Annotated in this window: 11 protein-coding genes and 1 riboswitch; of the genes, 5 read left to right on the top strand and 6 right to left on the bottom strand. The window is 66.4% G+C overall.

Features of this window, described 5'->3' with window-relative positions; genetic code table 11:
* A partial coding sequence (locus RR928_RS02015; protein ID WP_332537871.1) for an ABC transporter substrate-binding protein occupies positions 1–1139 on the bottom strand: 1139 nt, incomplete at its 3' end.
* Positions 1140–1332: 193 nt separating this feature from the next.
* Here RR928_RS02015 and RR928_RS02010 point away from each other — a divergent pair.
* Complete coding sequence (locus RR928_RS02010) at positions 1333–2106, top strand: ferredoxin--NADP reductase (protein ID WP_332537872.1); 774 nt, start codon at positions 1333–1335, stop codon at positions 2104–2106.
* A 25-nt stretch (positions 2107–2131) separates the two neighbouring features.
* On the opposite strand, the gene RR928_RS02005 is transcribed toward RR928_RS02010, so the two are convergent.
* Positions 2132–3097: a YihY/virulence factor BrkB family protein gene (locus RR928_RS02005; protein ID WP_332549896.1), complete on the bottom strand. Its 966-nt coding sequence runs from the start codon at positions 3095–3097 to the stop codon at positions 2132–2134.
* A 16-nt stretch (positions 3098–3113) separates the two neighbouring features.
* Here RR928_RS02005 and RR928_RS02000 point away from each other — a divergent pair, with 16 nt between their 5' ends.
* The 3 genes from RR928_RS02000 to RR928_RS01990 all read left to right on the top strand — a co-directional run bounded on the left by RR928_RS02000 (position 3114) and on the right by RR928_RS01990 (position 4746).
* The gene (locus RR928_RS02000) at positions 3114–3479 is read left to right on the top strand and encodes a hypothetical protein (RefSeq protein ID WP_332681333.1); all 366 of its coding nucleotides are present in this window, start codon (positions 3114–3116) and stop codon (positions 3477–3479) included.
* A gap of 58 nt (positions 3480–3537) precedes the next feature.
* Positions 3538–3675, top strand: a complete 138-nt coding sequence (locus tag RR928_RS01995; RefSeq protein ID WP_332537875.1) for a hypothetical protein — start codon at positions 3538–3540, stop codon at positions 3673–3675.
* A 108-nt stretch (positions 3676–3783) separates the two neighbouring features.
* Positions 3784–4746 carry a 2-hydroxyacid dehydrogenase gene (locus RR928_RS01990; protein WP_332681331.1) on the top strand — a complete coding sequence of 321 codons (963 nt, stop codon included), beginning with the start codon at positions 3784–3786 and terminating at the stop codon, positions 4744–4746.
* A 16-nt stretch (positions 4747–4762) separates the two neighbouring features.
* Here RR928_RS01990 and RR928_RS01985 read toward each other — a convergent pair whose 3' ends face one another.
* The 4 genes from RR928_RS01985 to RR928_RS01970 all read right to left on the bottom strand — a co-directional run bounded on the left by RR928_RS01985 (position 4763) and on the right by RR928_RS01970 (position 10778).
* Positions 4763–5089, bottom strand: coding sequence for a hypothetical protein (locus tag RR928_RS01985; RefSeq protein WP_332537877.1), 327 nt, complete (start codon positions 5087–5089; stop codon positions 4763–4765).
* Positions 5090–5135: 46 nt separating this feature from the next.
* On the bottom strand, positions 5136–6131 hold the full coding sequence (locus RR928_RS01980) for a 2-hydroxyacid dehydrogenase (RefSeq protein WP_332549843.1): 996 nt from the start codon (positions 6129–6131) through the stop codon (positions 5136–5138).
* A 99-nt stretch (positions 6132–6230) separates the two neighbouring features.
* A complete protein-coding gene (gene metH, locus RR928_RS01975) occupies positions 6231–8969 on the bottom strand; it encodes a methionine synthase (RefSeq protein WP_332681329.1) in 2739 nt (912 codons plus the stop codon).
* Between the two features lie 27 nt (positions 8970–8996).
* A riboswitch (S-adenosyl-L-homocysteine riboswitch) is annotated at positions 8997–9089 on the bottom strand.
* Positions 9090–9254: 165 nt separating this feature from the next.
* The gene (locus RR928_RS01970; protein WP_332537880.1) at positions 9255–10778 is read right to left on the bottom strand and encodes a CoA-acylating methylmalonate-semialdehyde dehydrogenase; all 1524 of its coding nucleotides are present in this window, start codon (positions 10776–10778) and stop codon (positions 9255–9257) included.
* A gap of 111 nt (positions 10779–10889) precedes the next feature.
* Between RR928_RS01970 and RR928_RS01965 the strand changes: the two genes are divergently transcribed.
* On the top strand, positions 10890–11819 hold a 930-nt coding region (locus tag RR928_RS01965; protein ID WP_332537881.1), incomplete at its 3' end, for a LysR family transcriptional regulator.

Below are 11819 nucleotides of genomic sequence, written 5' to 3'. Positions count from 1 at the left end.
TAGTGGAAGTCGACCATCACGCCATGCTGCAGCCGCTCGTCGTAGGCCGTCTTGCCCACATAGGCGCCCATGGTCGACTGGTTGTCCTCGGGGCGGTAGGTGATGCGGCCGAATGGAATGTCGACCTGCAGCCCCTTGAACGCGGCAATCAGCTTCTCGGTGTCGGCGCTGCCGCCGGTCTTGCGCAGGCCGGCTTCCAGCGACTTGATCGCGCCGTAGCCGACGATGGTGCCCAGGCGCGGATGCTCCTTGTACTTGTCCTGGTAGGCCTTGATGAACGCCTGGTGCTCGGGCGTCTTGATCGCGTACCAGGGGTAGCCGGTGACGATCCAGCCCAGCGGCGCTTCCTTTTTCAAGGGCTCGAGGTATTCGGGCTCGCCGGTCAGCAGGCCCACGACTTCGCGGCCCTTGAACAGGCCGCGCGTATTGCCTTCGCGCACGAACTTGCCCAGGTCGGCGGAGAACAGCACGTTGAAGATGGCGTCGGGCTTGGCGTCGGCCAGCGCCTGCACCACGCTGCCGGCGTCGATCTTGCCCAGGGCCGGCGCCTGCTCGGCGACGAACTCGACATCGGGCTGGGCTTCCTTGAGCAGCTTCTTGAACGTCGCCACCGCCGACTGGCCGTATTCGTAGTTGGGATAGACGATCGCCCAGCGCTTTTTCTTCAGCTTGGCGGCCTCGGGCACCAGCATCGCGACCTGCATGTAGGTCGAGCCGCGCAGACGGTAGGTGTAGCGGTTGCCCTGGGCCCAGACCACCTTGTCGGTAAGGGTTTCCGAGGCGAGGAAGAAGCGCTTCTTCTGCTGCGCGTAATCGGTCAGCGCCAGGCCCACATGCGACAGGAAGCTGCCCGTGAGCACGTCGATCTTCTCGCGCGCATAGAGCTCCTCGGCGGCGCGCACCGCGTCGCCCGGATTGCCGTTGTCGTCGCGGGTGACCAGCTCGAGCTTCTTGCCCGCAATGCCGCCGCCCGCATTGATCTGCTCCACCGCCAGCTCCATGCCCTTCTTGTAGGGCTCGAGAAAGGCCGGCATGGCCTTGTAGCTGTTGATTTCGCCGATCTTGATCACGCCCTGCGCGCCTGCCTGACCCACTGTCAGCGCCAGCACCGCGGCCACCGTCCACGCTTGTCTTGTCATGCGATTTCCTTAGGTTGAATACGGACTGGAATGAAATGTACCCTTACAGCCCCTTATGCCCGACAATGTCCAGGTTTGCCCGCTTGACAGATGCCCGCCCCGTGAACGCCCCGCAGCCCTGCGCCGCGCTTCGCCAGCCAGCTCCTGACCTGTCTGACGCCGGGTTCCCGCTTCACTACATCTCTTTCACGCCATGAGTGCTTTCAACGAAGAACGCGTGCTGTCCGTCCATCACTGGACCGACCGCCTTTTTTCCTTTACCACCACGCGCGACACATCGCTGCGGTTCTCCAACGGCCACTTCACGATGATCGGCCTGAAGGTGGACGGCAAGAACCTGCTGCGCGCCTATTCGATTGCCAGCCCGAACTACGAGGAACACCTCGAGTTCCTGTCGATCAAGGTCGACAACGGCCCGCTGACCTCCAAGCTGCAGCACATCCAGGTCGGCGACACCATCATTGTCGGCAAGAAGCCCACGGGCACGCTGCTGATCGACTATCTGCTGCCCGGCAAGAACCTCTACATGATCGGCACCGGCACCGGCCTTGCGCCCTGGCTGTCGGTCGCGCGCGACCCCGAGACCTATGAGAAGTTCGAGAAGGCCGTCGTGGTGCACGGCGTGCGCCAGGTCGAGGAGCTCGCCTACCAGCAGCTGTTCGAGAAAGACCTGCACGAGCATGAATTCCTCGGCGAGATCGTGCGCGACAAGCTGATCTACTACCCCACGGTCACGCGCGAGCCCTTCCGCAACCAGGGCCGCATCACCGACCTGATCCAGAGCGGCAAGTTCGCGGCCGACATCGGCCTGCCCGAACTCAACCCCGAGACCGACCGCATCATGCTGTGCGGCAGCCCGGCAATGCTTGCCGACCTCAAGCACATGCTCGAAGAGCGTGGCTTCAAGGAAGGCAACACGACCACACCCGGCGACTTCGTCGTCGAGCGCGCTTTCGTCGAAAAGTAAGCCGGGCTATCTGGGCGCGGCGCGCTCAGATGTTTTCGCCAGCATGGGCGGGCAGCTTGCTGTCCGGGTGCTGGGCGACGCGGCCCAGCCGGCCGGTCTCCTTGGCGCGCGCATCGCAGACGGCCTTGGCCGTCGCCGCGGCAAACAGCAAGATGGCCGACGAGAAGTAGATCCACATCAGCAGCACGACGATGGAGCCGGCCGCGCCATAGGCCGAGACCACGGCGGCCGTCGACAGATAGAACGCCAGGCCCTGCTTGCCCAGCGTGAACAGCGTGGCGCCGACCACGGCGCCAAACAGCAGAAAGCGCAGCGCGGGCTTGGGTCCCGTGCCTATGCGCATCAGGCCGACAAACAGCGCCACTGCCACCGCAAAGGCCACGCCTTCGTTGATCACGCCGATCAACGGCGCCAGCGGTACGATGGGCAGCCGGCTGCCGGCCCAGGTGGTGAGCATGTGCACCGCGGTCGACAGCACCATCGACACCAGCAGCAAGAAGCCCAGCGCCAGCACATAGGCCAGGCCGCGCAGGCGCAGGGTCGCCATGCGCCACCAGGCGGCGCGCTGCACGGGCAGGTCCTTCATGCCCATCTGCCAGAGCTTTTCCAGCGCCGACTGCAGCTCGACGAAGACTCCGGTCGCGCCCGACAGCAGCAGCACGAAGCCGACCAGCGACGCCAGGCTGCCTTCGGACGGCTTCTGCGCACTCTCCAGCGCCGCCTTGACCACCTGGGCGCCGCGCTCGCCGATCACCGCCTGCACCTGGCCCAGCAGGTTGGTCTCGACATAGGAGCGGTCCACCCACCAGCCCAGCAGACCCACGAGCAGCAGCAGCAAGGGCGCGAGGCTCAGAATGCCGTAGAACGACATCGCCGCGCTCATGCGCAGCCCGTCGGCCGCAAGCCAGAGCTGGAACGCATCGATCAGGGGTTGGATGGGGCGTATCAGCACGCGCCCGCGGCGCAAAAGGGAATCAAGCAAAGGTGGCATGGGCTTATCTTGACCCATGAAGCACCATCGCGCTATCAAAAATGCGCTTCCACAAGCCATTCCGCCTCAACCTGCGAAAAAACCTGACAGGCCGGCGTGCATCCCCGGCGCGGGATCAGCGCATCGTTCGCCCCTTGGGGCCCAAGCTCAGGGCGCAGCGCTGATAGGCATCCTCGACCCAATCGCACAGCAAGGCCCGCGTAGTGCTGGGCGCGATGATGTCGACGATGCCGAACTTCTCGGCGGTGCGAAACGGCGAGCCTATGCGGTGGTACTCCGATTCGAGCTGCAGGCGCAGCGCCTCGGGGTCCTCGGCCTGGGCCAGTTCCTGGCGGTAGGCGGCAGCGACGCCGCCTTCGATCGGTATCGATCCCCAGGTTGACGAAGCGCTCCATCTTCACCGAGGCCGCGCGCAACTGGTGCGCTTCACGGAAGACGGCGTGAACTACCTGCTGCAGATCCATGCGGCGATCAAATCCATAGAGCAGGAATACGAGGCCCTGCTGGGCGCCGAGCAGCTGCAGTCGCTGCGCAGCGGCCTGAGCCTGCTGGCCTATTCCCAGGAAGAGCAGCCGTAGGGCGGCGCTGCGTTTTTTCGCGCGCAAACGCGATCAAAATAGCCCGGTCCGCTTTTCTTTCAACGACAGGTATCTGCACCCGCGCTTGCGCGCATCGAAAGTCCTCCCATGTCTCTGCGTCCCCGTCTCCTGCAAAACGGCCCCATGCCGCTGGCCTCTCTTGACCGCGATCTCGCCGAACAGTTCGATATCCACCGCCTCGACCAGGAAGCCGACCGCGCGGGCTTTCTCGCCGCGCATGGCGCCGAGTTCGTCGGCCTGGTCACGGGCGCCGGCACGGGCGCCAAGGCCGAGCTGGTGCGCGCCCTGCCCAATCTGCAGGTCGTGAGCAGCTTTGGCGTGGGCTACGACGCGCTCGACGAAGCCGCGCTGGTCGCGCAGAAGGTGCGTGTCGGCTACACGCCCGACGTACTCAACGATTGCGTTGCCGACCTGGCGTTCGCGCTGCTGCTCGACGTCTCGCGCGGCGTCAGCGCAGCCGACCGCTTCGTGCGCCGCGGCGAGTGGGCCAAGGGCCGCTTTGCGCTGCAGACCCGGGCCTCGGGCAAGCGCCTGGGCATCTTCGGCATGGGCCGCATAGGCTCGACCATTGCGCGCCGCGCTTCGGGCTTCGACATGGAGGTCGGCTACCACAACCGCCGCCCCGTCGAAGGCTCGCCCCATGCCTACAAGGACTCGCTGCTGGAGCTGGCCGCATGGGCCGACTACCTGGTGGTGGTGGCCGCGGGCGGCGCCGCGACGCGCCATCTGGTCAATGCCGAAGTGCTGGACGCACTTGGCCCCCAGGGCTTTCTGGTCAACGTCGCGCGCGGCAGCGTGGTCGACGAGGAAGCGCTGGTGCAGGCGCTGCAGCAGGGCCGCATTGCGGGCGCGGGCCTCGATGTGTTCGAGGACGAGCCCCGGCCGCTGCCCGCGCTGCTGGAACTCGACAACGTGGTGCTGGCACCGCACATGGCCAGCGGCACGCACGAGACCCGCCGCGCCATGGCCGATCTGGTGCTGGAGAACCTGCACAGCTTCTTTGCGACCGGCCGGCCCAAGGCTGAGGTGCCCTGGTCGGCAGCGCTCTGAGCGCCGCGCCCGGGCTTCAGGGCCGCGGCGTGCCGAGCTGATCGCCCACCCGCGCGCCCAGGTGGGCGCGAATGTGGGCGGTGATGGCGCTGGCCTGTTCGTCGCCCAGTTCGTGGGCGGCGCTCTCGCGCGCCGTGAAGTGCATGATCAGCAGCGCGCGCAGCTTCTCGAACGCCTGCGGGTTCTTGTGCCCGCAGACGATGTCATTGCGATCTATCACCCGCTCGATCACGCCGGGGTCGAGCAGGCGTATGCGGCAAACGATTGCCAGCTGGGCGATTTCGAGATCGATGCTTTCCAGTATCGTCTCCCAGTGCCGGGGACTCGATGGTTCGACGGTCATATTTCATGTCCAGGTTGGAATTTCCGCGCCATTCGCCGCGCGTGGGCTAGGCCACAGGGATGCGGTTGACCAGCGCCGCGCCGCGCTCGAAGGCGCTGATGCTGGCAATGGTGGTCTGCATGATCTGGCCTATGGCTTCCTGCGTGAAGAAAGCCTGATGGCCGGTGACGATCACGTTCGGGAACGACACCAGGCGCTGTATCACATCGTCCGTGATGATGGTCGAGGACAGATCCTGGAAGAACAGGCTGGCCTCCTGCTCGTAGACATCGATGGCCAGGCCGCCGAGCTGGCCCGTCTTCAGCGCCTCGATCGCGGCCTCGGTATCGACCAGTGCGCCGCGGCTGGTGTTGACCAGGATGGCGCCGCGCTTGGCGCCCGCCAGGGTCTGCGCGTTGACGATGTGGCGCGTGTGCTCGGTCAGCGGGCAGTGCAGCGAGACCACGTCGCTCTGGGCCATCAGTTCCTGCACCGCCACATAGCGCCCGCCAATGGCGGTGAACACCGGATTGGGCTGCAGATCATGGCCCAGCACCGTGCAGCCGAAGCCGCGCATGATGCGCGCGAAGATGGTGCCTATCTTGCCGGTGCCGACCACGCCCACCGTCTTGCCATGCAGGTCGAAGCCCATCAGGCCGTCGAGCTCGAAATTGCCATCGCGCGTGCGCACGCTGGCGCGGGCGATCTTGCGGTTGACGGCCAGCAGCAGGCCCACGGCGAACTCCGCCACCGAATGCGGCGAGTAGTCGGTCACGCGCACCACCTCCATGCCCAGGCGCGCCGCGGCCGCAGCATCGACATGGTTGTAGCCCGTGGAGCGCGTCGCGACCAGGCGCGTGCCCTGCGCGGCCAGCAGGGCCAGCACTTCGGCGTCGACGTTGTCATTGACGAACACGCAGACCGCGGCGCAACCGGCGGCCAGCGCCGCGGTGTCGCGCGTCAGCCGGTCCTGCAGGAAGACCAGCTCATGGCCGGCCTCGCTGTTGGCCTGCGTGAGCAGGGACTTGTCGTAGCGGCGGGTGCTGAAGACGGCGGTTTTCATGGCTGCGTTTCTTTTCCTGGAGTGGCGTCGGCAGGGCTACGGTAACCGGTATCAATGTCCCACTGGCGCACTCGGCGCGCCGCCGCGCCGGCGCCGGGATCAGGCCAGGTTGGGCGCCAGCAGGCTGCGCAGTTCGGCCTCGTCCATGCCGCGGCGCTTGGCCATGTCGATCAGCTGGTCGTCGCCGATCTGGCCCACGTTGAAGTAGGTCGAATCGGGGTGGCCCAGGTAGAAGCCACTGACGCTGGACGCGGGCATCATTGCCAGGCTTTCGGTCAGCGTCATGCCGATGTCGGGGCATTGCAGCGTCTCGAACAGCGCGATCTTGGCGGTATGGTCGGGGCAGGCCGGATAGCCGGGCGCGGGGCGAATGCCCTGGTACTTTTCCTTGATCAGCTCGGCGTTGCTGAGCTGTTCATCGGGCGCATAGCCCCACAGGTCGGTGCGCACGCGCTGGTGCAGGCATTCGGCAAAGGCTTCGGCCAGGCGGTCGGCCAGCGACTTGAACAGGATGCCCGAGTAGTCGTCGAGCTGATCGATGAACTCCTGCTCCTTCTTCTCCATGCCCAGGCCGGCGGTGACGGCAAACAGGCCGGCGTAATCCTTGATGCCGCTGTCCTTGGGCGCGACGAAGTCCGCCAGGCAGCGGCTGGGGCGCAGCACGCCGTCCACGGCCTGCTTCTCGGTCTGCTGGCGCATGCCGTACCAGGTCAGCAGCACCTGCGTGCGGCTGTCGTCGGTATAGAACTCGATGTCGTCGCCCACGCTGTTGGCCGGGTACAGGCCGATCACGCCGTTGGCCGAGAGCCAGCGGCCGCTGATGATCTTCTGCAGCATCGCCTGGCCGTCGGCCATGACCTTGCGCGCCTCCTCGCCGACGATGGCGTCGTCGAGAATCGCGGGATAGGGGCCGGCCAGGTCCCAGGTCTGGAAGAACGGGCCCCAGTCGATGAAGCGCGCGATCTCGTTGAGATCGAAGTTCTTGAACACGCGCCGGCCCAGCGCGCGCGGCGCAGGGGGCACGCGCGTGAAGTCGACCGGCGTGGCGTTCGCGCGCACCTTGGCCAGCGGCCACATAGGCACCTGCTTGCGGTTGGCATGCTGCTGGCGCACCTTGTCGTAGTCGGCTTCCAGCGTCTGCAGATACTCCTCCAGGCCTTCGCCCAGCAGGCTCTGCGCCACGCCCACGCTGCGCGAGGCATCGGGCACGTAGATCACCGGGCCGTCGTACTTGGGCGCGATCTTCACGGCCGTGTGCACGCGCGAGCAGGTGGCGCCGCCGATCAGCAGCGGCATCTGGCGGTCACGGAAGTACGGGTCCTTCTGCATTTCACCGGCCACGTACTGCATCTCTTCCAGACTGGGCGTGATCAGGCCCGACAGGCCGATGATGTCCGCGCCCTCCTCCTTGGCCTTGGCCAGGATCTCGTGGCAGGGCACCATCACGCCCATGTTGACGACTTCGAAGTTGTTGCACTGCAGGACCACGGTGACGATGTTCTTGCCGATGTCGTGCACGTCGCCCTTGACGGTGGCGATCACGATCTTGCCCTTGGAGCGCACGTCCTGGCCCGCGGCCTGCTGCTGGCGCTTTTCTTCCTCGATGTAGGGCACGAGATGCGCCACGGCCTGCTTCATCACGCGCGCCGACTTGACCACCTGGGGCAGGAACATCTTGCCCGCGCCGAACAGGTCGCCGACGACGTTCATGCCGGCCATCAGCGGGCCTTCGATCACGTGCAGCGGACGGCCGCCGCGCGCCAGCACTTCCTGGTAGGCCTCTTCGGTGTCCTCGGTGATGAAGTCGGTGATGCCATGCACCAGCGCATGCGCCAGGCGCTGGGCGACGGTGACGGGCGCCTCGGGCGTGCCGCGCCATTCGAGGCGCTTGCTTTCGTCCTTGGCGCCGCTGCGCGCGGTCTCGGCGATCTCGACCAGGCGCTCGCCGGCGTCGGGCCGGCGATTGAGCACCACGTCCTCGACGCGCTCGCGCAGCACGGGCTCGATGTCGTCATAGACGCCGACCATGCCGGCGTTGACGATGCCCATGTCCATGCCCGCCTGGATCGCGTGGTACAGGAACACGGTGTGGATGGCTTCGCGCACCGGGTCGTTGCCGCGGAACGAGAACGACACGTTCGACACGCCGCCCGAGACCTTGGCGCCGGGCAGGTTCTGCTTGATCCAGCGCACGGCCTCGATGAAGTCGACCGCGTAGTTGTTGTGCTCCTCGATGCCGGTGGCCACAGCAAAGATGTTGGGGTCGAAGATGATGTCCTCGGGCGGGAAGCCGACTTCGTCGACCAGGATGCGGTAGGCGCGCTCGCAGATCTCGATCTTGCGCGCAAACGTGTCGGCCTGGCCTTTTTCGTCGAACGCCATCACCACCGCCGCGGCGCCGTAGCGCTTGACCAGCTTGGCCTGGTGCTTGAAAGGCTCGAGGCCTTCCTTCATGGAAATCGAATTGACGATGCCCTTGCCCTGGATGCAGCGCAGCCCGGCCTCGATCACCGCCCACTTCGACGAGTCGACCATGATGGGCACGCGGGCGATGTCGGGCTCGGAGGCGATCAGGTTCAGGAAGCGCACCATCGCGGCCTCGCTGTCGAGCATGGCTTCGTCCATGTTGACGTCGATCACCTGGGCGCCGTTTTCCACCTGCTGGCGCGCGACGGCCAGCGCATCCTCGAACTGGCCGTTGAGGATCAGGCGCGCAAAGGCCTTGGAGCCCGTGACATTGGTGCGCTCGCCAATGTTGACGAACAGCGTGTCCTCGCCCACAAACACGGGCTCTAGGCCCGACAGACGCATCGGAGGAATGGAAACTTCAGACGGCATACAACTCACCTGCACAAAACAAGGGCCAACAGGTGAGCGTCGTTGCGGAATACGGAACCCCAAGCCTGACAGTGGGTCCGATGATGGATAGGACCAACCGCTGCAACGCTCCTTGGGGGTTAGCCCGGGATTTTAGCGGGGATGCGCGGGGGTTGCCGCTGCTGGGGTTCTGGCGGCTGGGCGTTCATCCTTCGACAGGCTCAGGACGAACGTAAACAACCGTTCATCCTGAGTCCTGAGCCCGTCGAAGGATCGAAGGGTGTCTTAACTACGAACCAACAGCCCTTACTTCGCCGTAGGCATCACGAATTCCGCGCCCTTGCCAATGCTCTCGGGCCAGCGCTGCATGATGCTCTTTTGCTTGGTGTAGAAGCGCACGCCTTCCTCGCCGTAGGCATGCATGTCGCCAAACAGGCTCTTCTTCCAGCCGCCGAAACCCTGCCAGGCCATAGGCACGGGAATCGGCACGTTGATGCCGACCATGCCCACCTGGATGCGGCGGCCGAACTCGCGCGCCACGTTGCCGTCGCGCGTGAAGCAGGCCACGCCGTTGCCGAACTCATGGGCGTTGACCAGCTCGACCGCCTGGGCGAAGTCGGGAACGCGCACGCAGGCCAGCACCGGGCCGAAGATCTCTTCCTTGTAGATGCGCATTTCAGGCGTCACATGGTCGAACAGCGTGCCGCCGAGCCAGAAGCCGTTGTCGCAGCCCGCGCCGGCCTGCGCGCCGTCAAAGCCGCGGCCGTCGACCAGCAGCTGCGCGCCTTCCTGCTCGCCCAGCGCGATATAGCCTTCGATGCGCGCGCGCGCGGCCTGGGTGACGATGGGGCCCATCTCGGCGGCCAGGTTCTCGCCGTCGAGCACCTTGAGCGTCTTGGTGCGCTCGACCAGCTTTTCCACCACCTTGTCGGCCACGTCGCCGACCAGCACCGCGACGCTGATCGCCATGCAGCGCTCGCCGGCCGAGCCGTAGCCCGCGCCTATCAGCGCGTCAACCACCTGGTCGATGTCGGCGTCGGGCATGACCACCATGTGGTTCTTGGCGCCGCCCAGCGCCTGCACGCGCTTGCCCAGGCGCGCGCCGGTTTCATAGATGTAGTTGGCGATCGGCGTCGAGCCGACAAAGCTCACGGCCTTGACATCGGGGTGCTCGATCAGCGCGTCCACGGCTTCCTTGTCGCCCTGGACCACGTTGAACACGCCGTCGGGCAGGCCGGCCTTTTGCAGCAGCTCGGCCATCATCAGCGAGGCCGTGGGGTCGGTAGGGCTGGGCTTGAGCACGAAGGTATTGCCCGCGGCAATCGCCACCGGGAACATCCACATCGGCACCATCACGGGGAAGTTGAACGGCGTGATGCCGGCGACCACGCCCAGCGGCTGGCGCAGCGTCCAGTTGTCCATGCCGGTCGACACCTGCTCGGTGAAGTCGCCCTTGAGCAGCTGCGGAATGCCGCAGGCGAACTCGATGATGTCGATGCCGCGCGCGACTTCGCCCTGGGCGTCGGTGAACACCTTGCCGTGTTCGGCGGTGATCGCATGCGCGAGTTCATCCTTGTGCTGGTTGACCAGCTCGAGGAACTTGAACATCACGCGCGCGCGGCGGATAGGCGGCGTGTCGGCCCAGGCGGGAAAGGCGGCGGCGGCCGAGGCCACGGCGGCATCGACATCGGCGCGGTTGGCCAGCGCCACGGCGCCGGTCACGGCACCGGTTGCGGGGTTGGTCACGGGCTGGCTGCGCAGGCTGTTGCCGGCCACGCGCTGGCCGTGAATGAAGTGGGCAATGGAGGCCGTGGAGATGGCTGCGTTCATGGAAAAGTCCTTGGGGTCGGCGTGAACAATGGCCAAAGTGTAGGCAGGCACCGACGCCCTGCCCAGCCCTGTGACGTGAAATGATTGTTTAGTTTGGTGAACAATGGCGCAATGAATTCCAACGATGCACTGAAAACCGAACAGCTCTGGTCGCACCTCTGGTGGCTGGTGGTGCTGGAGCAGCAGGGCAGCTTCACGGCCGCGGCCGCGCGCCTGGGCGTGAGCAAGGCGGCGGTGAGCCAGCACATCGCGGGCCTGGAGCGCGCGGCCGGCGTGCCGCTGGTGCGGCGCACCACGCGCTCCATGCTGCTGACCGATGCGGGCCGCCACCTGGTGCAGGACACGCGCGAGGCCTTTGCCCGCATTGCGGGCAGCTTTGCCCAGGTGCGCGACCTGGCCGACGCGCCGCGCGGCAGCCTGCGCGTGACCGCGCCCGTGGCGCTCGCGCGCCAGCATCTGGTGCCGCGCCTGCCCGAATTTCTCGACCGCTATCCCGACATCCAGCTGGAGCTCGATCTGTCCGACCAGCTGCGCGCGCTGTCGCAGGACGGCCTGGACCTGGCCATACGCCACATCGGCACGCCGCCCGACAACCATGTGGCCTGGGCGCTGTGCAGCACGCATTCGGTGCTGGTGGCAAGCCAGGCCTATCTCGAGCGCCACGGCCCGATGCCCGCGGCGCCCGACGACCTGCGCCAGCACCGCTGCCTGCACTACCCGCGCGGCCACGAAGCCGCGGCCTGGACGCTGCAGCGCCAGGGCCGCGGCGGCGGCGCGCGCGCCACCGTGCCCGTGAGCGGGCCGCTGGTGGCCAACAACAGCGAGGCGCTGCGCGACGCGGCAATTGCCGGACTGGGCATTGCGCTGGTGCCCGACTTCAGCGCCCAGGCCGCGCTGGCCGCGGGCCAGCTGGTGCAGGTGCTGCCGCAATGGCGGCCCATGGGCGCGTTCAGCGACACCATCTACGCGATGCGCCCCTATTCAGCCCATGTGCCGCGCGCGGTGGCGGTGTTTGTCGAGTGGGTGCGCGAGGTGTTTGCC

Origin of the sequence: Comamonas sp., assembly GCF_036666375.1 — a bacterium.
Lineage (GTDB): Bacteria > Pseudomonadota > Gammaproteobacteria > Burkholderiales > Burkholderiaceae_C > Comamonas.
This window is presented reverse-complemented; position numbering and strand designations above follow the sequence as displayed.